The organism is Aquimarina sp. Aq107 (assembly GCF_943733665.1).
Taxonomy (GTDB): domain Bacteria; phylum Bacteroidota; class Bacteroidia; order Flavobacteriales; family Flavobacteriaceae; genus Aquimarina.
Genome location: NZ_OX030782.1, coordinates 2,627,890 through 2,650,000, shown reverse-complemented (window position 1 = coordinate 2,650,000; position 22,111 = coordinate 2,627,890). Strand labels below are relative to the sequence as shown.

The window sequence follows — 22,111 nt, the reverse complement described above, 5'->3', positions numbered from 1 at the left end:
AATTCTTGCTTTGTTTGCAATATCCATTTAATTTTAAGTACCTTAATATTGGTATATGATACTTAATTTACAAGCACTGAAAGAGACAAGAGTTTCAATAAAAATAAAAAGCGCATTTTTAATATCATTTATATTTGGTGCTTTAGTTTTCTTATTGTTATTATTATTTCAACCGTTTGAATATAGATCTTATCCATTATTTAGAGTTTTTAGTGATTCTTTACTTACAGCGTTTTTAGTATTTGTAATAACTTTTATAACAAGAGTTATAATACCATCTTTCTCTAATATTGGACTAGATAATTCTAGTACTAATCCTACTTTTTATATATATACTAAATCTATTGTATTAGATATTTCGATATTTCTAGTATTATCGTTTATTATTAATTTATTAGTTGGAGGATTCAATAATCATGATTATTTAGATTGGTTAGTATCTACGTTAAAATATATAATGATTTTTGAGGTCTTATTTATTCCTCTCTCTTTATTTATAAAACGTTATATAGTATTAGATACATTTTTTAGAAATACTAATTATTCGATACCATCAGAATCTGTACCGTTAGATTTTTCTTTGAAAAAAGAAGTTTTACTTAGTTCTGGATTAGATAAAGAAGAGTTTTTAGTATATCCTGGTGCAATTTTGGCAATTAAAAGTAGTGGTAATTATGTTGAGATTTTTTATTTTAATAAAGGAGAAGTTTGTAGTTTTTTACTTAGAAATACATTAGCTAATGTTGGTGATAAATTGATAGAGTACCCATTTTTATTTAGATGTCATCGCTCTTATTTAGTTAACACAAAAATGGTAGAGAAGATAAAAGGAAATGCGAGAGGATATCAATTAACTATAACTGGATTGAGTATTAAAATCCCAGTTTCTAGGTCTAAAATAACTTGGTTTAATAAAATTTTACAAAGTTAGATATACAGTGTTTTTCTCGTTTCTAAATACTATTATTTTTATTTCTTCCTGTTTATCCCAAAAGATTCCCATTTATCACATAATCTCATTCGAGAAGTTTTGATGATTTAATTTGTAAGCTTTAAAATTTAATATTTATGAAAGCACGTTTATTACAAATTATTTTAAGTTTTGTGATTATTATTTTGATAGAAGGGTGTAAAACTAACCAAATTGATAACCTTTTAGAAGCTCCGGATACTTGGAGAAAAGAGGTTCTAGAGTTTCCATTAATTTTTGCTCGTTCACTTCCTTATGAGGGAGAAGAACATATACGTTTTGCAGAAGGATGGGGTGATAAAGAACATGAAGAATATTTCAGTTATGTTTTTATATGGGTTTTAGATACTAATCCAAACCTTACTGTTTCTAAAATCGAATCTGATATGGAGACTTATTTTACAGGACTTATGAAGACAGGATTACTTACAAAATTAAAACTGTTTAAAAGGCTACCAAATACGAATACAACATTTAAAAAATCTGAAGACTCAACATCATCTTTCGATGGTATTATAGAGGTTTATGATGTTTTTTTTAAGAATGAGTATATAAAATTACACACAAAGATTTCTTTATCTTATTGTAATCATTTAAAAAAGCACATAGTTTATTTTAGGGTATCTCCAAAATCATTTGATGAATCAATATGGAGGGAATTAAATCAAGTTGATATTAAATTGGATTGCAATTAAATACCTGGTTAATAGAAAGATAAAAAGTTTAACCTATGTGTATCTGGGGTCTTGAATGTAATCTTGTTTTACAATCTTTATAATTTCAATACTTAAAAAACCAAATTCTTGTACTACTTTACCATACATACGATAAACCCCTTTATGTCTAAGTTTATATTTTTCCTGTATAGGAGGAAATAAAACCGTATCAAAAACATCCCCAAATTGATCTAAAAAAGTACCAAATGCCATACGCTTACCTTTTGAAGTTCTAGTATTTTTCATAGCAATTAAATACCCATAGATATCAATCTTTTTATTAATAAAATTTTTGAATTGATTAGCTCGATTTTGATTCATAGGTTTTGATACCAGTATTTCGTAATATCCACAAATTGGAAATCCAAAAGATTCAATTTGTTCAAAGGCATTTTCTAATTTTGATGTTTGAAACTTTGGTAATTGATATTTAGTGTGTTTTTCTTCAAACAAAACAGGTTGATTCTGGTCAGGTAAAGTAGTATTCAATTTAAAATGTGCCTCCCATAATAATTCGTGTTTGTTCTTTTGTGTGTATGCAAATGCGCCTATTTTAATCAGTATACTTATTTGTTCAATGCTTATAGGTACTCTATCGATAAAATTGTTAAGTGACAAGTAAGTTCCATGTTGTTTGCGTTCTGATAGTATAAGTTCTGAAGTTTTATAATCTAAGTTACGTAAGATGCTTAATCCTAGGTAAATATCATTATTTATAAGAATGTGTTCGTATTTGCTAATGTTTATACATGGAGTTAGGATTTTTGCCCCTAGTAGCTTAGCTTCATGTAGATATACTTCTGGTCGATAAAATCCGCCTCCATTATTTAATGTAGCTACAAGATATTCTAGAGGGAAATAGGCTTTTAGAAATAAACTTTGATAGCTTTCTACTGCATAAGAAGCAGAATGCCCTTTTGGAAAAGCGTATCCAGCAAAACTGGCTACTTGATCCCATATTTCAAAAATTAATTTATCTTCATATCCTTCATTTTTGCAGTTTTGAATAAATTTTTTTTGAACTTCTTTAAATTCTTTACGAGATCTAAATTTACCACTCATTCCTCTGCGTAACACATCAGCTTCATCAAGGGTTAGTTTGGCAAAAAGATGCGCTACCTTTATAACATCTTCTTGGTATACCATAATTCCATAAGTTTCTTTCATGAGATCCAACATAATAGGATGCGAGTTTTTTCGTCTTTCGATATCGTGTTCTCGTAAGATATATTCACGCATCATCCCACTTTTAGCAACTCCAGGTCGTATAATAGAACTTGCAGCAACTAATCCTAAATAATTATCGGTTTTAAGTTTACTTAACAGCATACGCATTGCAGGAGATTCTACATAAAAACAAGCAAGACATTTTGCATCTCTTATTAGACCATTGATATTAGGGTCTTTTTTAAAGCTATCTATATCGTGAATATCAAAGTTTGCCTTTTCTGGTTGATTGTATTCAATAATCTTTATTGCTTCTTTAATCTTAGCAAGTCCACGTTGCCCCAAAATATCAAACTTATATAGTCCAAGATCTTCTGCAATGATCATATCAAATTGTACAGTAGGAAAACCCTTGGGAGGTATATCGGTAGCTGCATAATTATGAAGTGATCTATCACTAATCAATATACCACTTGCATGAATACTTATATAATTGGGAATTCCTTGTATAAGTTGACTATAAACAATTACTAGTTTATGGATATGATCTAAAGAATTGTAATCGTAGTTACCTTCACTGAGTTTATCGATTTCGAATTTGGGTAAACCAAATACTTTACCTAACTCTCTTACAGCTCCTTTATAATGGAAAGTTACATATGCCCCTAGTAATGCGACATTTTCGAATTCTGAAAATATAAATCGTGTAATATCCTGTCTATCTCTCCAAGAAAAATCAATATCAAAGTCTGGAGGACTAGTACGATGTGAATTTATAAATCTTTCGAAATATAAGTCTAATTCGATAGGGTCTACATCTGTAATTTTTAGAAGATAAGCTACTATGCTATTAGCACCACTACCACGACCAACATAGTAATACCCTTTTTCCTGAGCGTAAGAAATAATTCTCCAGTTAATTAAGAAATAAGAAACAAAATTCATTTTGGTAATTAAATCAAGTTCTTTTTTTAATCTATCGAGTACTTTTTTTGTTGGTTTATTATATCGATAGGGAAGGCCCTTTTTACATAATTTTTTTAATAAGATATTATCTTCTTCTATACTTCCCGTATAGGTTTTTTGATTTAATGAAGGTTTGTTTTTAGAAAAATTGAAACTTACATTACATTGATTTAGTATGATTTCGGTATTTTTTATAATAAAATCAAATTCAATAAATTGTTTTTTAATTTCATCATTGGGGATCATTTTTTCTGAAAAGCATGCTTGTTGATCCTCTGGTAAACGACTCAATAGAATATTATTATCGATAGCTCTTAGTAAACGATGCGCATTAAAATCTTTTTTAGTTCTAAAAGTTACAGGTTGTAGTGTAACAAGTTTTTTTTCTAGTTTTAGATACTTTGAAAACCTAAGTTTCGCTAAATCTTTTATAGAAATACCTATAAATTCATTTGATAAAAAATTATTTTTTTTTGTTTCTATAATTAGTTTAAAAGGGTATATGATAAAAACATTATTGAATAGCGGAGCGTTTTTAGGAAACTCAATTTTATTATGAAAATGGTAGGATAAAAAATCATTTAATTCTTTATATCCTTCGTTGTTTTTAGCAATACCAACATATAGTTGTTGATGATTATTTCTAAAATCAATACCTACAATAGGTTTGATTTTATACTCTTTTGCTTTTCTAATAAAGTTTAAACAAGCTGATGTATTATTAATATCTGTTAAAGCTATAGCGTCTACTTTATTTTCTTTAGCAAGTTCTAATAATGTTATTTCAGAAAAAGTTCCGAATCGTAAACTGTAATATGAATGACAATTAAGATACACGTTTATTGTTTTCTATGTGCTAATACAATTGGAGGTTGGCCATTAAATGGATTTTGCATTCTACCGATAGTTTTTGCCCCCATAGCTACAGCTCTAATTACGCTACGATCTCCGTATTGACCTCTAATATGATCTAATGCTTTGTATAGATTAAGTTGTTTTTCATTATCCTCAAACAGATTTATTTGATAATTTCCGGTTACCAAATGACTAAATCTAATACCTATCAATCGTACTAATAATCGTTTTTGATACAATTTTTCGAATAGTTCTAGAATTTTTGGGATTAGAATATGATCAGCACTGGTATACGGAATCTTAAGTTGTTTAGAGTATGTGTTAAAATCAGAATATCTTATTTTTACTGCAATACACGCAGACAGTTTATTTCCTCTACGCAATTGATATGAAAGGTTTTCTGTCATTGCTATAAGAATGTTACGTAGTTTGTGAACATCTATGGTATCTCTATCGAATGTTCTTTCTGTTGATATAGATTTACGTTCAGAAAAACCAATAACTGGTGTGTTATCTATTCCATTTGCTCTTTTCCATATAGTTAATCCATTTACTCCTAAAACTCTTTTCATAACATCTACAGGCATATCTTGTATTGTTTTTACTTGCCGCACTCCTAGATTACGAAGTGTTAGAAAAGTTTTGTCACCAACCATAGGAATTTTTTTGATAGATAACGGAGCTAGAAAAGGTTTTTCGGTACCAAAATCAATTTTTAATTGATTATTAGGTTTCGCTTCATTAGTAGCTACTTTAGATACGATCTTGTTTTGAGCAAAACCTAAAGATATTGGTAAACCGGTTTCTGATATGATGGTTTGTCTAAGTTCTGATGCATACTTATAGGCACCAAAAAATTTATCCATTCCTGATAAATCTGCATAAAATTCATCTATACTAGATTTTTCAAAAACAGGAACTTTATCTTTAATAATTTCTGTAACTAGATCAGAGTATCTACTATATGTACCCGCATTACCTTTTATGATTGTAGCTTCTGGACATAGTTCTTTCGCTATCTTCATAGACATTCCTGAGTGTATACCAAATGCTCGGGTTTCATAGCTACAGGCTGCTACAACACCACGATCACTAATACCACCTACTAGTAAAGGTTTTTTTTGTAATGAACTATCAATAAGACGTTCTACTGATACATAAAATGTATCAAGATCAAGATGTAATATAGTTCTCAATATTTAGTTTTATGGAATTTTTCCAAATTTATGGAATATTTCCATAAAACTAAATATGTTGCTTTAAATTTTATTCACATTAGATCAAAAAAAACGACATCTTAAATTAAGATGTCGCTTCTAAAAAATTTTATTTTGGGGCTACAAAATAAAATTCAATTGTATTAATTTTCTGTGTATCCAGCGAATTGTTGCATAGCACTTTTAGTAAGTTCTTTAGCTCTATTTACATAAAAACTTTTTGTATCATTTAAAGTTTCGTTTTGTAAATCATTTTCACTTCTTAAATAATCCTTTTGAGATTCGAAGATTGATTCATCATCAAAAGCTATACTTAATTCTTGTAAAGCACTTTCTAGTTTTTGTAATGCTTGTTCTGCTTTAGCTTTTACTACTGTTTGTTCTTTTAATTCTTCAGCACGTTGAGCTTCGAATGCTGCTTGAGCTTTCTGTTGTTCTGCAATTTGCTGTTGTAATTTCTGTTGTTCAATAGCTAACTGACGTCTTTGCTCTTCTAATTCTTTTTGTTTTTGTGCTACTTCTTCAGAAGCAACTGCTATTGCTTCTTCTTCTTCACTAACAGCATCCACCACATAAGATTCACTACTACCATTATTAGCTTGGCAATCGGTTAATTGTTCTAATAATTTAGGACCAAGATCTTTTGCCTGTTTTGCATAATATCTGCTTCGCTCATAAGTATCTTGATCTAGTGAGCTTACCATATTAGTTTTAGCCTCATATGCTGTCTCATTAGCTTCTTCACAACCACACTTATCAGCAAGTGCTTCTACTTTCTCAAGAGCTTCTATTGCTTTATCAGCATATTCCTGAGTATGAAATACATTATTTGCTCCGTGCGCCTTTTTAGAATGAGAATATGCATAACTAGCAGCAGTTAAAGCATCTTCATAAAGGTTTTGGGCATTGGCTTGGGGAATAAAACAAAGTAAAAATAAGATTGATGCTATTCTTTTCATTTTTATGGGGCTTTTTAATGAACAGTACAAGTATACAATATTTTCTAAGTAACATCCAAAAATATTTGTCATTAATCGATGAAATGCGCACTTTGTCTTAATTTTTATGGGTAACCCATAAATAAAGTGATAGATATCCTACTGTTTAATAGATGCTTTCATCATTTGATTCACTCATAACGAGGTTAGTCGTTGCGTATTGTATAGTACCTATGTAAATTATAATTTTAACGTTTTACAAAAGTTATTATGTAAGTTTATTGTGTATATTACGTCCATAATTCCCTATGAAAGAACTTATCATATCTTCAATAAACCATAATCTAAATAATGCTATTGCTTTATTAGACGCAATAACTTTAGAAACTTACTGTAATGCTTCTGTAGGACCATACTATTCTAGTATAGGTTCTCATATGAGACATACATTGGATTTTTTTGATTGTATTATTAATGGTCTAGATACTAATGATATCGATCTTACTGCTCGTAAGCGCGATGAGATTTTATCTACAAGTATAGAAGCAACAAAGGATCATATATATACACTACAAGAAACGTTACTTTCTTATGTTGATGTAAATACTGATTATCTCATTCATGTTACAGATAATATGGGACAAGGAAAAGTTACAGTCAATTATACGTTAGAAAGCATTCTCGCACATGCAAATAGCCATGCGATTCATCATTACGCTACGATAGGGTATATTCTTAATCAACTTAATGTAGAAATTAAAATTTCTGGATTTGGTTATAATCCTACTACTCCTGTAAATAAGCGAGAAGGAATCTAATAAATAACAAGGTTATTTTATGATGTATTTAGTTCTTATTTAATCTTTATATTAGATTGTTAATATTTTAGTAACAATCAAACTAAAATAAATTTTAAGCGATTATCTTTGATATAGTAACTAAAGTATTTCTTGATTGTACTTTATTAATAGCTAACGATGATCAAAGTAAAATATATACTAATATTCGTTTTTATCTATACGAATATTAATATATATGCTCAGAACGCTGAAGATAGCTGTGATGTTTGGAGAGATAGACTAGACCAAGTAGTCGATTTAGATAAAGGAATTCAATATTCTAAAAGAGTTTTATTAGAAGTTAATCCTGAATGTCGCGTTCGTATTTATAGTGAAATTGCAGAGCTTTTTTTTAGAAAGTTGGAAATAGATAGTTCTTTATTATATCATAAAAAAGCTATTGAATATGCAAAAAAAATAAAAGCAAATGAGGCTTTGTCTGACGCTTATAATAGCAAAATTTCGGTATTGATTAGAAAAGAGGCTTATACCGAAATTAAACAATTATTAAAATTATCTAGAAAATTATTGCTTCCATATCCTAATAGTAAAAGTTGGATTAGATATTATGAACAGAATGCGTATATATCATTTGTTACTGCAGATTATTATTTAGCAATTGATTATATGGATTCTACGATTATTGCTGCTAAACAAAGTGGTTATGAAGAGCTTGTTCATGAAACATACGATCATTTGGGATATTGCTACTATAAATTAGGGAATTATGAAGACTCGGCTAAGAATTTTATCAAAGCACTTGAGATAAAAGAAAGAGAAGGATATTTAAAAGATATCGGAGGAACCTATAGAAATTTAGGAAAAGCTTATTTAGAATTACAATATTATGATAAAGCCAAAGATCTATTTAGAAAAGCAATATCCTTTACAAGAAAACAAGACCATCAACTCAGTTTAATGAATAATTACCAAAAACTATCTAGGTGTTACAGGTTTCTTGGGGAAAATGAAAAAGCAAAAAAAGCATTAGATTCATCTGAGATCTTAGCAAAAAAAAATGTTGATATAAGTTTTAGGACTTTACTCTTAATTGAAAAAGGGATATTATATTTTGAAAATTTTAAAGACAATAAAAAAGCAGAGGAATATTTTAATTTGGCATATGCTTCTGCTAAAAAGTCAAAGGACAAAGAACTTTTATTTGAATCTGTAAAATCATTAATAGATTTATACTTTGTTAAAGAAGATTATTTATCGATTTATAAGTTAATAGAAGAACTTGAAATAATTAAAAAAGATTTAAATTCTATTAAGTATGAAATCTATTTTTTAAAGATTTATGTACAATATTATGAACGAACAAATCAATATGAAAAATCGCTAATAGCTTTAAAAAAATATCATTCTCTAAAAGATTCTATAGCTAGTAAAGAAGTATTCGCTAAAGTAGCAGATTTAGAAAAAAAATATGACACTAAAAAGAAAGAATTAGCTATAGCTACTCTTAACCAAGAAAAAGATGAGCAAAAGAATATAACTAAACAAGCACAGGCTCAACAAAACTTGTATTTATTGGCAACTAGTTTCTTGTTATTGTTGTTAGGAGTTGGAGCTTGGGCTTTTAGAAAATTGAGAAAACAACAAAAAGAATTGGTTTCTACAAACCAAGTTAAGAATCGACTTTTTTCTATTATCGCTCATGATCTTAGAGGAATGATTATTCCATTCCAACGATCAGGTAAAATATTAAAATATCATATAGAAAAAGGTAATCATGAAAAGACGATAGAATTGTCTCAATCATTAGAGCAAAATTCAGAAAGTTTATCCAATATGCTCGATAATTTATTGAATTGGTCTTTAGAACAAATGAATGGTTATAAAAAGAACTCTCAGACAATATCTATAAATGAAGAGTTAACAGAGATCATATCATCTTATAATCAACAGGCTATATATAAGAAAACCAATATTGAACTAAAATACGAGAAAGATTTTTCCGTTAATTTTGATAAAGGAGCTTTTCATGTGATTTTTAGAAATTTAATAGGGAATGCTTTAAAGTATACTGAAGAAGGAAACATTTGGATAGAATTTAAACACGAAAATGATCTGTTTTTATGTTCGGTAATTGATACCGGAGTCGGAATATCTAAGAGTAAACTCGAAAATATTTTTAATTTAGAAGAAAGAAAATCAACCAAAGGAACGCGAGGTGAAAAAGGAACTGGGCTTGGACTTAATCTTGCTTATCGCTTTATAAAAATGCATAATGGAACTATTAATGTTTCTTCAGAAAAAAGAATTGGTACTCGGTTTGACCTAAACTTTCCTTTAACAAAATAAAACCTTTATAAAAAAACAGATAATACAGTAATTTCTACATAAAATTCTTAAAATCAAATACCTCACTATGACACTCCAAAAATTACTATTACTATTATTTAGTTTTTTTATGTCTTTCTCTATATATTCTCAAACAGAGAATGAGTATTGCGAACGGTGGCATAAAACAATGGATACTATTCAAAGCTATGAGATAGCATTTAGGTTTTGTAGGGAAATGATTAACAAAGTTGATGAAAAATGTAAAGCAGAAATACAAATATCTCGAGGTTATATGTTTCTGAACCAAAGAAATATTGATTCATCTATTTATTATTTAGATAAAGGTATTAAGCTGGCCAAGAAGATTGATGATTCAGAATTATTATCATCCGCATATGGAAAAAAAGCATATAATTTAGCATTACAAAATAATAAAACAGAGGCAGAATTATTACTAAAGCAAACTAGAAAACTTCTTGTTAAGTATCCTGAGAGTGAACATTGGATTCTATATCATCAAACACACGCTTATTTAGCTGATATAGAAGCAGATTATGAAAAAGCTCTAAAACATACCGATAGTACAGTTATTATATCTGAGAAAAACAACTTTACTAGTTATTTACCATCTTGTTATGGAAATAGGGGGACATACTCTATAAGATTATCTAAATATGAAAAGGCGGTGGATAGTTTTTTAAAAGCTATTGAGGTATTGGAACAAGATGATAAACCATCTGGTTTGGATATGTATTACTGCATGTTAGCAACTTCATATAAAAGGCTAAAGCAATATGATATTGCCATAAAATATTTTAAGAAAGCAATAGAAGAATCAGATAAAACTCATAATCGTTACGTCCGGATGATTACTTATTCTAGGATGGCAGATGCGCAAAGAAAATTGAACCTAGCAGAGGATGCACTAAGTTCAGTGGACTCTACTTTAGTAATAGCAAGAAAATTAAATGATAATGGATTCATCTCCGATGCGCTGCATACTAAAGCAACTATCTATTTTGAAAATATAGAAGATTATGATAAAGCAGAAGTTTATTTTAAAGAAGCTTATCAAAACATATTGAATGCTAATGCTGTAAAAAAAATGGATGATATGATGTTAATATCAGCTATAGATGGTATGGCGAAAATTAGTCTCAAAAAACGAAATTTCCCAAGTGCCAAGAAATATATAGATTTATTAGAAATAGAAACAGATAAATCAAAAATATTGACATTCGAAAAGAGTCTTCACTATTACAAGAGTGATTATTATGAAAATACTGGGGAATCTAAAAAGGCGTTAATGTATCTTAAGAAATACCACTTTATAAAAGATTCTGTTGAAAATGAAGAAGTTAAAACTAAAGTAGCGGATTTAGAGAAGAAGTACGATACTAAAAAGAAAGAACTTTCGATAGCGACTCTTAACAAACAAAAAGAAGAGCAAAAACAGATTGCGCAAAAAGCGGTAAGTCAGCAATATATGTATTTGATAGCAGCTGCATTTTTGTTTTTGTTGTTAGGAATTGGAGCTTGGGCTTTTAGAAAGTTGAGAAAACAACAAAAAGAATTAGTTTCTACAAATCAAGTTAAGAATCGTCTTTTTTCTATTATAGCGCACGATCTTAGAGGTATGATAATCCCTTTCCAACGATCAGGTAAAATATTGAAATATCATGTAGAAAATGGGAATAATGAAAAAACAATAGAACTATCACAAGCACTAGAACAAAACTCAGAGAGTTTATCCAATATGTTAGATAATTTATTGAATTGGTCATTAGAACAAATGAATGGATATAAAATGAATCCTCAGACAATTTCTGTGAATAAAGAGTTAACAGAGATCATATCATCATATAACCAACAGGCTATATATAAGAAAACCAAAATAGAATTAAAACATGAAGATGATTTTTCTATTAATTTTGATAAAGGAGCTTTTCATGTCATTTTTAGAAACCTGATAGGTAATGCATTAAAATATACCGAAGAAGGAAATATTCGAATAGAATTTAAAAACAAAAATGATATGTTTTTATGCTCGGTAATTGATACAGGAGTAGGAATGTCTCAGAGTAAACTAGAAAACCTTTTTAATTTATTAGAAAAAAAATCTACTATAGGAACACAAGGTGAAAAAGGAACAGGGCTAGGGCTTAACCTAGTTTATCGCTTTATAAAAATGCATAATGGAACTATCAATGTTTCTTCAGAAAAAAGAATTGGCACACGTTTTGACTTAAGCATTCCCATAACCATATCGCTGACTAAAGAAGAAGGGGCAATTTCTAAACCTTTATCAGCGTAAATAAAGCATACAGATCATGAATATTTATATAGTAGAGGATGATATATTTCATCTAGAAGATATTAAAATCACTTTAGAAGAATTGGGATATTTTTGTGTTGGTAGTTCAGGTGATCCATTTGAGGCACAAGAACAGATCGGAGAGTTGAAACCAGATGCAGTAATCTTAGATATTCATCTAAATGGTAGAGAATCAGGTATTGCATTAGGGTATAAGATTAAAACACTATATGAAATACCAGTATTTTTTGCTACTTCAGACAATGATAAGGATGTAATGAGTAAAGCTGCAACCATCAATCCAGCAGCTTATCTAACAAAACCAATAAATAAAGATGATTTACAAGCTGCATTAATATTGGCTCAAAAACAAGAGATTAATTCAGAAAATCACGGAACTAATGAGCCAGAGAATATATTTGTAAAAAGTGGAAATAAACTGATTAAAGTGAATTTAAATTCGATACTTTTTGCGCATACAGATTCTAAAAACTATTGTTCTATAGTTACTACAGATCACAAAAAATTATCTGTAAGATATTCTATATTAAAATTAAGTAAGAAACTTCAAAGCTTAGAATTTGTACAAACACATAGATCTTATATTATAAATTGGAATAAAATAGACTCATTACATGAATATGACCAAACCATAGAAATACAAGGACATCATATTCCTATTGGTCGGACTTTTAAAGAGTATATTTATAGACGCTTAAAGGTGATCTAACTTCTTTACTTCGATAAATAATATTCCTTTTTCTTCTTAGTTAAATTGTTAAACAATGAATATCACCACTTAAAGCAATAGTTTTAGTAGAAACATTACAATCCCCCTGAGTTTTACAAATGGTTAGTTTTGTAAAACAATTGACTATATTGGTAACTTGATCTGTAGTGTCTTGTGATCCTCCATTAAATTTATCAAGATGATCCAATCTAGCTATTTTTATTTTATCTAGACTTATTTTTTTTCTTTGACTATTTTTCATTTTTCAAAAAAGTTAAAGTATTACTATATTATCCAAATCAACGGATACTGATATTTTATATTTATTATTAAAAAACTTCTAAATTTTATTTAAATATTAGTGTCAGTTGCAGTAGTACCGATACTACCAGCACCTGTTTTTGTAGAAGTTGTTTTTGTATCTCCAACTGTGAGTAAATCATTTGGATCTATAAGTACCGTACCATCTTGTATATCGTAGAATGATCCTCCAACAATAGATCGTAGGTTATTCAGTTTAGCTATTTTAATTTTGTCTAAGCTTAATTTATTTCTTTTTTTCATAGTACATGTTTTGTAGTGTAGATATAAAAATTTCATTCCATACAGATAGAAATACTACTCCCAGCACCCGTTTTAGTAGAAGTATGTGTGCCAATATCATCACATGTTTTAGTATGAGTTCCTGTAAGTTCTGTAATAGTTGGAATTTCAGTTGAAGTTGTAGGTATAGAACCACCCCAAATTGCATGTGTATTATTTAATTGAGCAATTTTGACTTTATCCAAACTCAATTTTTTAAGTTTTCCCCTTTTCATATTGTTTCGATTTGTGTTTTCACAATCTACAATTTTAGTCATAATAATACACGTAAATATTCTTGAAATTTATAAATTTCAAGATAACAAAAAGTATTTTTGGTGCTGAATATTAAGGTTTTATGTGTTTTATGAAATAGGATGGGTATATGCCTGTTTTTTTATGAAAAGCAGAAGAAAATGATTGCGCATTTTTAAAACCAACTTCTTCTGCAATAGCCTGTATTGTATACGATCGTAATGACTTATTAGAACTAAGTTGATCAACTGCAAAATCAATTCTTAAATTATTCAGGTAATTTGCAAAATTTACATTTTTATAGACATTGATGATTTTTGATAAATATGCACTATTGGTTTGTAGTTCTTTCGCTAAAGAATTGAGTGTATAATGCTTTTTTGCAAATTGTTTTTTATCTTCAAAATCATGAAGCTTTTTTAAAATTGTTTCTATTACATCAGTAGGAATATCTATGTCAGGTTTTTTAGTTAATTCTTCATTGACATTTTTAATAATCTCTGATTGATCTACTTTAGGTTGCTTTTGTTCTTTTAATAATTTCTGAAAGCGTATTTTGTTTAGATAACTTTTTCTAAAACCATAAATAGCAATCAATACCAAAATTATGGATAATGTAATTAAAAAATTAATTGTATTATTCTTTAAAAAAGTATCTCTTTCAAATTGTTTTATGAGTTTTTCTTTTTCTGACTTTAGTTCTGCAGCATCATATTTTTTAGTAATATTTCTTGTTAGGCTTACTTGATTTGCATGTCTAATGCTATCAAGTTCTAATTGCGTATTAAGATATTCTAGTTGTAACTCATAATTGTTTTCGGATTTTGCAAAAGCCTTTAAATAATCATAAATATTAATAATATCTGGGATTACATCTTTTGTTTTTCTTAGTATCGTATCCGCTTTTTTAAAATGAAAAATACTTTTTTCTTCATTTCCTAAGTCCTTATAACTTCTGCCAATGTAGTAATCGCAGGTTGCAATTCTTGTTTCTGAATCATCAAACTTGGTAATCAATTTTTTTCCTTTTTTTAGGCTATCAATTGCTTTACTATAATTGTTTAGCAAATATTGATGTATTCCCGATGTTACTAAAATATATGAGTAAACTGTAGAATCATTTGTTTTTAAGGTTTCTTTTATTCCTTTTTCGATAGTTGTTTTTGCTAGCGCTAAGTCTTTGGTATGGATATAAGAATCTGCTAGTGCAAATAACACACGGTTGTAATTGAATTGATCTTGATTTTCGGGTTTTTGTTCTATGAAGTTTATATATTCATTAAAAATAGTTAGTGCTTCTTCTCGATCACCAGACATATTTTTTAGTAATCCGATATTAAATTTTGCTATCAAATATATTCTATCATTACCACTTTTTTTAGCAGCTTCAGATGCTTTTACATAAAGTTCTAGAGCTTCTATATATTGTCCTAGCTCATATTTAATTACACCTTTTTGTAAATAACTTACAGATGGGAATCTTAAATAGTTTTTACTTTTGGTAATACTAATAACACTATCTATATAGGCAACCTTCTTACTAGGCTGATAAAGAGATAAGAATAGGTAAGCATTTGCCATATTTAATGTGTCAGACTTGCGAATAGCACTATTAAGATGTGTTTGGGCAATTTTTACTTTTAAAGAATCTACTTTTTCTTTTCTTATAAGATTTACGAGCTCTATATAATTATCCTGTGCAACCACAAATTCACCTGTCAATAACAATATGATTACATAAATTATAGATAGATTTTTGATCTTCATTAGTAGAGCCCTTTTCAACAGTGTTTTTTTGATAATAAATTATATCATACGAATGTAAAGATTTAATAGTGATCTAAAGAAATAATTATAGTGTTTTATAGATAGTTGAAATTTATAAATTTCAACTCTTAATTTATAAATGCCAATAATAAGTATTTGTATTCTAGCCTATACCCTGATTAGATTTGATAAAGTGAACATCAAAAAAGCAAATACTATGAAACCCTATAACCTAGAGTCGGATGATGCTTATTTAAAAGAATTAGATATTGATCTTAAGGATTTAAAAAACACATCACTAAGTAATCTCAATGCATCACTTACCATACAAAAACAGATAATTAAACATACTGATGACGGTATTGTTATTGGATTTTATATTAAATCCAAACACGCAAGTTTAGGATTAACTAAAAAAGTAAACTCTTTTTATAAAAATTCATTAATGTTTCCTGAACCACAAGAAACGGGACTCATAAAAGAAAAGAGAAAGGAACAGTCAACCCATTTATTTATTAAATGTGGGAATAAGTTAGTTAAGGTAGCAATTGATACTATTATTTTTGCGCATACAGATTCTAAAAACTATTGTTCTATTATTACTTCTGATCATAAAAAATTATCAGTGCGTCACTCCATAACTAGTTTATTAAAAGCATTAAACCGTAACTTTTTTGTTCAAACTCATAGATCATATATTGTAAATTGGAATAAGATAGATTCGTTTTATGAGCAAGATCAAACTATAGAAATTCAAAATCATCATATTCCAATTGGTAGAACTTATAAAGATGAACTATATAAAAGAATAAGAATCATATAATTCCATAAAAAGATTCGTCAAACATATGATTTTAATTTGGCGAATCTTTTTTCAATACACAAACAAGAGTCTCGTTATTAATTTCTCTTTCCATCAAAGGATACTCGTAGAATTTCTCCGTCGATTTCTAGGTCATTAAATGTCATATCAATTTCTATTGCTGAAGAATATTCACCTTCTACTATAACCGAGGTATATTCATCAAAATCGTTTTTTCTTCCAAATTGGACATCGTGAATGGGAGGTATGCCATTACTAAAGTCTAAGCGGTATGTTTTGCAACCTGTCTCGATGATGGTACATATTCCTTTTCTTGTTTCGGTACCGAAAGTTTCGAGTTTTCCTTTATAGATACCAATAGTTTTTCTAGGAAGGTTACTAATTTCCGAAGAATTACAGTTTAATAGTACCCCATAACTATGATTATGCTCTAAAATACAACTAGTAGCACCACTATTTTTATTGGAACTTGTATTTATACTTACATTTCCGGTTTCTAATGAAACATTTCCATTTGCTATTGAAATCCCTGTATTCCCAGTGCTTAATGATAAGTTACCATTGTTGTTCGTTATTTTTGATCCTGCAGTGTTTAAATGAATGTTATTACCAGTTATTGTATTGGTATCATCATATGTGTTATTACCTTCGTTAATACTTCCTGAAAAAGCTATTGTGTTAGCAGCTGTAGATCCTATAACAAGATCTCCTTCTTCATCAACTGTAATAGCTAGGTTTTTACCATTATAAATAACTGTGGACGTATAAGTGTCATCATTTTTAATAAACTTTATACCCGATATAGAAGGAACTCCATCACTAAAATAAAAAGCGTATGTTCTATATCCTTTTGTTTTTATAGTACAAGTACCCTCGGTGTTTACCATTGTTGCTCTTCCGTTTGCAGAAAGAACACCTGTATATTTTGTAATTAATTGTTCGGGTAATTTTGTGCTAGTCTGTGCATTTATTGTAAAAGATTGCATGACCAATAAAGATAACATCAATAATGAGCTTTTAATGGATATGGATAAGGTGTGACCTGGTTTTTTCATTATGTTATATTTTATTTATTATAAAATAGGACGATTATTTTTTTCCTATTTCAAGATTAATTTAATTCCTATGCCTGCGTATGGAATAAGCTCACCAATTTCACTGTTAAAATGATAGGTTTCATTTACTTTTATATTTAAAGTGATTACTGGTGAAAGAAAAATATCAGCATCTACACCTGCATATGCTCCATAGACGAGATTTTCTGTTTCTACAGTTAATATTTGATTGTTTCCAATGTTATTATCACCATCGTTAATAATTTCATATCCAATAGTACCGCCGCCGCCTAATGCAAATGTTCTAGAGTTGTTCCTAAGTATATCAAAAAAGAATCCTGTATTAAATGAATATGTATTTATAGGAATGTCAATATTGTTTTGTTCTATCGTTGTAAAACTACCTTGTAAATTAAATTGGATATAATCAAACTCATTAACTTTGTAATCTCCCGAAATCATTCCGCTAAAACCATCTTGGACAATACCTCCATTTATAGAAAAAGCTACTTTATGACTCTGAGCTGATAATGAACTTGAATATGACCATAATACAAGAGGTAATAATAGTGTATACAGAAATTGTTTCTTAATTTTTCTCTGATTATTCATTCGTGTTATTTTGTTTTTCAAAATTTTGGGAAGCATTCAGAAAAACGAATTAAAAGCTTATTATAATGTCACGTATTGTTTTGAGGATTTTGGTTTAGATTTTATGGATTAATGTATAGTTTTTAGGGTTTTGTGTTTTAGATGTTTTGCTGTTAGATATCGATATTTCTATGTTTAAAAAAAAGAATCGTTCATCCACAAAATCGTGTCATTAGACCACTAACCAAAATAAATGATCAATTTTTCAAACATATTTGTATTAATAGATGTAGTCTTTAAGCTAAATATTGATTTATGAGAAATTTATATTTGAGAGTTTTTGCAATATGTACGTGTTTAATTATTTCGTGTACTAAAGAAATTGAAGCAGACCTAATTACAACTATCATAGAAGATGATTTCGAGGATGTAAATAATGTGTTATTAAAAATATTAGAAGAGAATCCTGATAACACTCTTAATTGGAGTAATAGTTTAGATAATATTAATAACTGGGAAGGACTTGTTATTGAGAATAATAAACTTATCGGACTTGATATAGAAAACAAAGGGATTAAGGTACTTACTCCAACAATTAATTTATTAGAAAATCTAACAGTTTTAAAACTTAAAAATAATGAGTTAAGCAATATTCCAAATGAGTTATTTGATTTAAAAAGACTAGAAAATTTATCACTATCCGGAAGCACTAATTTAACAATACAAGCAGATGATTTTTTACCAGGTTTATTTTCTTTATCTAATTTAAAGGAGCTTAGCTTAGATCATATAGGAATTAACGAAATTGAAGGAATAGGATCTTTGAACCAATTAGAAAAGTTGATTTTGGAAGATATTCCTTTAGATGTTATTCCTAGCGATATAGGGCAACTTACACTTTTAGAGGAACTAAACTTTACAAATAATAATTTTTTCGAAATACCTGAAGGTTTTTTTAGATTAATAAACTTGAAAAGCATCTCTCTTATTAATAATAAGAACCTTACGACTATACCTGAAGGATTTGGGGTTTTTACAAAATTAGATTCATTAACAATAACGGGAAGTGAAGGAATACAAAAATTTGCTAGTAGTATTTCTGAAGCTACGACACTTAAAAAACTAGATTTATCCAATAACAATATAGGTTTTTTAACTAATGAAGACGGTATTATTCCTGATGAAATAGGGATGTTATCTCAACTAACGGATTTAAATTTGGAGAATAACGATATTAATTCAATTAGTGCTAGAATGGGTGAGTTGGTAAATCTAAAAACAATTAATCTTCGTAATAATAAGATTATGGATATCCCTATGGAACTAGGCGCATTAACGATTTTGGATATATTGGATGTGTCTGGAAATTTAATGCTTAACGAAATTCCTGAGGAGGTTTGTAAATTACAAGATCTAGGAGCTATCATTATTAGCGAGGGAGAATGTGGAGATCTGAGAGTAAGTTCTGAATACGGTTTTAATACCACAGAAGTAGGTGTTAGTTCTCTATTTTTTATAGATGTTGTTTTGGATGCGGTTATTGATCCCGTTTTTGTTGATGGTGACGGCCCGTTTGATTTAGATTTTGGAGAAATAGGTTTTGAAATCCATGAAGTGAATATTGAAGATGTATTAAATAGAGAAGATACTCCAGATCAGGTTCTTGTTAACCAGACTGCGACACAGCAATTCATTAATGGAACTAATAATTTATCGTATGAACTTATATCACCTTCGGTACCAAATATAGATTTACCAGAAGGAAGAACATATCGTGTAAGGTTATTTAACACCGAGTTTAGTAATGTAAAAACCTATTTGCCTGCATACGAACTTACAGTTTTAGAATAGTATATTTTTAATTTGATATCATCAATCAATTATAGAAAAAACCTCATCAATGTTTATATTGATGAGGTTTTACATTTCTATTTAATCCAAAAACAGTGTTTTTAGTTACAATTTCTATGTGGACAAAAGAAAGGCATATTAGTGACCACTCCACAATCGCATCCATCGTATCCACCATTTACTGTCTTCTGAGCTTTTTTGTTGAGGATTTTTACTCCTTCTAAGTTTAATATGTTTTTTTCATTGTGCGAAAATTTAAGTTATTGAAATACTGGTATTTGGTATTATCTTAAAATACATAATTTACCAAATGGCGAACTAGGAACAGAAACACATTGGTAATTATAACTGGCAGTAAGATCGATGCAGTCATTATTATTATGACATGGTAATAATCCTCCGTTAATTGTTTTTTGTTGTTCTTTAGTTAAAGATGTTCCTAAGTTTGATAAGTTATTTATCATAATGTAAAATATTAAGTTATTTTATTACACGATGTAATAAGTGTATTTAAGATATTAATCAGAAAAATGATAATATCTATACAGTGGATTTTAAGTCTATAATTGTGGATGAATTACATTCTGATGTGGAGTTTTCTAAAAGAATAGAACTGTTGTTATATGTTTGATAAGTGTATCAGAAAACTTTAAGTAATCTTAGAATAAAAAAAGAGAATTATTATTAGCTTTTAAAAATATAATTTGAAATAGGATATATAAAACTATTTAGATACTAAATAGGCTATTGTCATTACTTGCTGGTTTATTTTTATCAACTGTATTGGATTTAGTTTTTACTTTGGGTGGAGTAGGAGGGTTATGCTTTTTTCGATCCTTACCAAGTTGTTCTCCCATTACTAAAGAATGTTTATTATTTTTTTTAGGTTTTGTAGTTTTTCCAAGATTTAGAAGACTGGTATCACTCTTTTTATTTTGTACTGCTTTGGTTTTAACTATTTTTTTTGGAATTGGTTTAGTTGAAGTTTTAGCTATGCTAGATTGCTTTTTTTCTTTTTCTAATTCCTTTGTAGATTCCTTAAATTGTTTAAGAGGTGACGTTTTTTTCTTTTTTTTAGTAGGAACCCTAGTAATAGATTTGGTTCTGGGTTCTTCTTTAGGAATTATTATATCTCCGAGGATTATGGAAGGTTTAGAGGTTTTTTTCTTTTTTGATATTGTTTTTTTAGAAATAATCACCTTTTTCATAGGAGGTTCTTCTTCTCTTAGTAGATATTGATCCTCTTCTTTAAATTCTAATATTTCGTCTAGAGTGAATTCTTGTATAGGGACATCCTCGAAGCCTTCAAAACCAGATATGTCGTATTCTTGATATATTTTTTCTATAAAAGTTAAACATTTTTCTTTGGTAGCATACCGCTGTCTATGCAAGGTATCCGGTACGACAAGATGATCAATCAACCATTTGTCTTTTTCTAACCATTTGAATATAATAACATCATCATACGAATCAATGATGGCTATATATGATGTTGAGTGATCTGATAATATTAGAAAATAATCCTTAGCATCTTTTAAACCTATCGACTTATTTTCGAATGCTACTTTTCTAAGAGTATCGTTGTAATAGGTTTTCATTGTTTTTCTTTTCTTATTCGCACTGCTACGAAGCTGTAAACTTTACACAGCTATGTTAGATATCCACTCGATATTTATTTTTCGAGTATTACTCCTATATTTCTTCGCAAATAGTTCTTTCTTTTGGAGTTAGGTCTATAGACGTACAAAATTTTAAACCTCTAATTTTGTTTTCTATGAGGTTATTTTTAATGTCATCATTAATGACAATATATCTACTCATCTCTTTACAGATCGTTATCTTTAAATTATTTAATGGATTATCCATCAAAACAATATAATAAAACATATATTGAGGGTTATTAACATCAAAATTGATAGGTTTAAATTCACTAAGATTCATATCAATACATTTTATTTTTGCCATTATATTAATAGCGTAAAAATCACTAATCGATTCATTTCCTATGCTTAAAGTAACTGGGAAAAATTGTACAAAAGAGGTCTCTTTTTCAAGAATTTCTTTTATTGTTTTATTAATTAATATTGGTCCTGATGATTCTATTATAGGGAACTTTAAAAGTTTCTCCTTAGAAATATCCTCTATAACTGAAAAATTCAAATTAACTTCTTCTCTTTCCAAATGAA

General features: G+C 28.6%; 20 protein-coding genes. 8 read left to right on the top strand and 12 right to left on the bottom strand.

The features are described from left to right. Positions 1–55 precede the first annotated feature (55 nt). Together NMK29_RS11220 and NMK29_RS11215 are read left to right on the top strand one after the other, a co-directional pair. A complete protein-coding gene (locus NMK29_RS11220) occupies positions 56–931 on the top strand; it encodes a LytTR family DNA-binding domain-containing protein (protein ID WP_108805278.1) in 876 nt (291 codons plus the stop codon). A gap of 137 nt (positions 932–1,068) precedes the next feature. Continuing rightward, the gene (locus NMK29_RS11215; RefSeq protein ID WP_108805279.1) at positions 1,069–1,665 is read left to right on the top strand and encodes a hypothetical protein; all 597 of its coding nucleotides are present in this window, start codon (positions 1,069–1,071) and stop codon (positions 1,663–1,665) included. A gap of 33 nt (positions 1,666–1,698) precedes the next feature. On the opposite strand, the gene NMK29_RS11210 is transcribed toward NMK29_RS11215, so the two are convergent. From NMK29_RS11210 to NMK29_RS11200, 3 genes are all read right to left on the bottom strand, one after another. Continuing rightward, on the bottom strand, positions 1,699–4,656 hold the full coding sequence (locus NMK29_RS11210; protein ID WP_108805280.1) for a DNA polymerase III subunit alpha: 2,958 nt from the start codon (positions 4,654–4,656) through the stop codon (positions 1,699–1,701). Positions 4,657–4,658: 2 nt separating this feature from the next. After that, a complete protein-coding gene (locus NMK29_RS11205; RefSeq protein WP_108805281.1) occupies positions 4,659–5,873 on the bottom strand; it encodes a DNA polymerase IV in 1,215 nt (404 codons plus the stop codon). Between the two features lie 161 nt (positions 5,874–6,034). Continuing rightward, positions 6,035–6,850, bottom strand: a complete 816-nt coding sequence (locus NMK29_RS11200; protein ID WP_108805282.1) for a hypothetical protein — start codon at positions 6,848–6,850, stop codon at positions 6,035–6,037. Between the two features lie 287 nt (positions 6,851–7,137). Between NMK29_RS11200 and NMK29_RS11195 the strand changes: the two genes are divergently transcribed. From NMK29_RS11195 to NMK29_RS11180, 4 genes are all read left to right on the top strand, one after another. Continuing rightward, positions 7,138–7,647 (top strand): DinB family protein, encoded by a 510-nt coding sequence (locus tag NMK29_RS11195; protein ID WP_108805283.1) that lies wholly within the window; start codon positions 7,138–7,140, stop codon positions 7,645–7,647. A 159-nt stretch (positions 7,648–7,806) separates the two neighbouring features. Further along, complete coding sequence (locus tag NMK29_RS11190; RefSeq protein ID WP_108805284.1) at positions 7,807–9,975, top strand: tetratricopeptide repeat-containing sensor histidine kinase; 2,169 nt, start codon at positions 7,807–7,809, stop codon at positions 9,973–9,975. A 67-nt stretch (positions 9,976–10,042) separates the two neighbouring features. Next, the gene (locus tag NMK29_RS11185; protein ID WP_108805285.1) at positions 10,043–12,271 is read left to right on the top strand and encodes an ATP-binding protein; all 2,229 of its coding nucleotides are present in this window, start codon (positions 10,043–10,045) and stop codon (positions 12,269–12,271) included. Positions 12,272–12,287: 16 nt separating this feature from the next. After that, entirely contained in the window at positions 12,288–13,001 is a 714-nt protein-coding gene (locus NMK29_RS11180) for a LytTR family DNA-binding domain-containing protein (RefSeq protein WP_108805286.1), read from the top strand. Between the two features lie 40 nt (positions 13,002–13,041). On the opposite strand, the gene NMK29_RS11175 is transcribed toward NMK29_RS11180, so the two are convergent. The 4 genes from NMK29_RS11175 to NMK29_RS11160 all read right to left on the bottom strand — a co-directional run bounded on the left by NMK29_RS11175 (position 13,042) and on the right by NMK29_RS11160 (position 15,605). Further along, positions 13,042–13,263, bottom strand: a complete 222-nt coding sequence (locus NMK29_RS11175; protein ID WP_108805287.1) for a hypothetical protein — start codon at positions 13,261–13,263, stop codon at positions 13,042–13,044. An 89-nt stretch (positions 13,264–13,352) separates the two neighbouring features. Then, positions 13,353–13,565 carry a hypothetical protein gene (locus tag NMK29_RS11170; protein ID WP_108805288.1) on the bottom strand — a complete coding sequence of 71 codons (213 nt, stop codon included), beginning with the start codon at positions 13,563–13,565 and terminating at the stop codon, positions 13,353–13,355. A 32-nt stretch (positions 13,566–13,597) separates the two neighbouring features. Then, a complete protein-coding gene (locus NMK29_RS11165) occupies positions 13,598–13,819 on the bottom strand; it encodes a hypothetical protein (RefSeq protein ID WP_147404445.1) in 222 nt (73 codons plus the stop codon). A gap of 112 nt (positions 13,820–13,931) precedes the next feature. Beyond that, positions 13,932–15,605, bottom strand: a complete 1,674-nt coding sequence (locus NMK29_RS11160; RefSeq protein ID WP_108805290.1) for a tetratricopeptide repeat protein — start codon at positions 15,603–15,605, stop codon at positions 13,932–13,934. Positions 15,606–15,822: 217 nt separating this feature from the next. On the opposite strand from NMK29_RS11160, the gene NMK29_RS11155 reads away from it, so the two are divergent. Continuing rightward, on the top strand, positions 15,823–16,428 hold the full coding sequence (locus tag NMK29_RS11155; protein ID WP_158594525.1) for a LytTR family DNA-binding domain-containing protein: 606 nt from the start codon (positions 15,823–15,825) through the stop codon (positions 16,426–16,428). A gap of 77 nt (positions 16,429–16,505) precedes the next feature. On the opposite strand, the gene NMK29_RS11150 is transcribed toward NMK29_RS11155, so the two are convergent. Next, the gene (locus NMK29_RS11150; RefSeq protein ID WP_159092347.1) at positions 16,506–17,483 is read right to left on the bottom strand and encodes a hypothetical protein; all 978 of its coding nucleotides are present in this window, start codon (positions 17,481–17,483) and stop codon (positions 16,506–16,508) included. Positions 17,484–17,528: 45 nt separating this feature from the next. After that, positions 17,529–18,095: a conjugal transfer protein TraO gene (locus tag NMK29_RS11145; protein ID WP_159092348.1), complete on the bottom strand. Its 567-nt coding sequence runs from the start codon at positions 18,093–18,095 to the stop codon at positions 17,529–17,531. Positions 18,096–18,389: 294 nt separating this feature from the next. On the opposite strand from NMK29_RS11145, the gene NMK29_RS11140 reads away from it, so the two are divergent. Next, the gene (locus NMK29_RS11140) at positions 18,390–19,925 is read left to right on the top strand and encodes a leucine-rich repeat domain-containing protein (RefSeq protein WP_108805294.1); all 1,536 of its coding nucleotides are present in this window, start codon (positions 18,390–18,392) and stop codon (positions 19,923–19,925) included. A gap of 284 nt (positions 19,926–20,209) precedes the next feature. Here NMK29_RS11140 and NMK29_RS11135 read toward each other — a convergent pair whose 3' ends face one another. The 3 genes from NMK29_RS11135 to NMK29_RS11125 all read right to left on the bottom strand — a co-directional run bounded on the left by NMK29_RS11135 (position 20,210) and on the right by NMK29_RS11125 (position 22,106). Further along, positions 20,210–20,389, bottom strand: a complete 180-nt coding sequence (locus tag NMK29_RS11135; RefSeq protein ID WP_035085607.1) for a hypothetical protein — start codon at positions 20,387–20,389, stop codon at positions 20,210–20,212. 264 nt (positions 20,390–20,653) lie between these two features. Continuing rightward, positions 20,654–21,523, bottom strand: coding sequence for a hypothetical protein (locus tag NMK29_RS11130; protein ID WP_108805295.1), 870 nt, complete (start codon positions 21,521–21,523; stop codon positions 20,654–20,656). A gap of 94 nt (positions 21,524–21,617) precedes the next feature. After that, entirely contained in the window at positions 21,618–22,106 is a 489-nt protein-coding gene (locus NMK29_RS11125) for an imm11 family protein (RefSeq protein WP_254097209.1), read from the bottom strand. Between the last annotated feature and the right edge of the window lie 5 nt (positions 22,107–22,111).

Coding starts and splice junctions, on each gene's coding strand:
- NMK29_RS11145 (WP_159092348.1), bottom strand. CDS start 18,095: ATGAATAATCAGAGAAAAATTAAGAAACAATTTCTGTATACACTATTA.
- NMK29_RS11220 (WP_108805278.1), top strand. CDS start 56: ATGATACTTAATTTACAAGCACTGAAAGAGACAAGAGTTTCAATAAAA.
- NMK29_RS11170 (WP_108805288.1), bottom strand. CDS start 13,565: ATGAAAAAAAGAAATAAATTAAGCTTAGACAAAATTAAAATAGCTAAA.
- NMK29_RS11175 (WP_108805287.1), bottom strand. CDS start 13,263: ATGAAAAATAGTCAAAGAAAAAAAATAAGTCTAGATAAAATAAAAATA.
- NMK29_RS11180 (WP_108805286.1), top strand. CDS start 12,288: ATGAATATTTATATAGTAGAGGATGATATATTTCATCTAGAAGATATT.
- NMK29_RS11130 (WP_108805295.1), bottom strand. CDS start 21,523: ATGAAAACCTATTACAACGATACTCTTAGAAAAGTAGCATTCGAAAAT.
- NMK29_RS11185 (WP_108805285.1), top strand. CDS start 10,043: ATGACACTCCAAAAATTACTATTACTATTATTTAGTTTTTTTATGTCT.
- NMK29_RS11140 (WP_108805294.1), top strand. CDS start 18,390: ATGAGAAATTTATATTTGAGAGTTTTTGCAATATGTACGTGTTTAATT.
- NMK29_RS11155 (WP_158594525.1), top strand. CDS start 15,823: ATGAAACCCTATAACCTAGAGTCGGATGATGCTTATTTAAAAGAATTA.
- NMK29_RS11165 (WP_147404445.1), bottom strand. CDS start 13,819: ATGAAAAGGGGAAAACTTAAAAAATTGAGTTTGGATAAAGTCAAAATT.
- NMK29_RS11190 (WP_108805284.1), top strand. CDS start 7,807: ATGATCAAAGTAAAATATATACTAATATTCGTTTTTATCTATACGAAT.
- NMK29_RS11200 (WP_108805282.1), bottom strand. CDS start 6,850: ATGAAAAGAATAGCATCAATCTTATTTTTACTTTGTTTTATTCCCCAA.
- NMK29_RS11195 (WP_108805283.1), top strand. CDS start 7,138: ATGAAAGAACTTATCATATCTTCAATAAACCATAATCTAAATAATGCT.
- NMK29_RS11150 (WP_159092347.1), bottom strand. CDS start 17,483: ATGAAAAAACCAGGTCACACCTTATCCATATCCATTAAAAGCTCATTA.
- NMK29_RS11135 (WP_035085607.1), bottom strand. CDS start 20,389: ATGATAAATAACTTATCAAACTTAGGAACATCTTTAACTAAAGAACAA.
- NMK29_RS11215 (WP_108805279.1), top strand. CDS start 1,069: ATGAAAGCACGTTTATTACAAATTATTTTAAGTTTTGTGATTATTATT.
- NMK29_RS11160 (WP_108805290.1), bottom strand. CDS start 15,605: ATGAAGATCAAAAATCTATCTATAATTTATGTAATCATATTGTTATTG.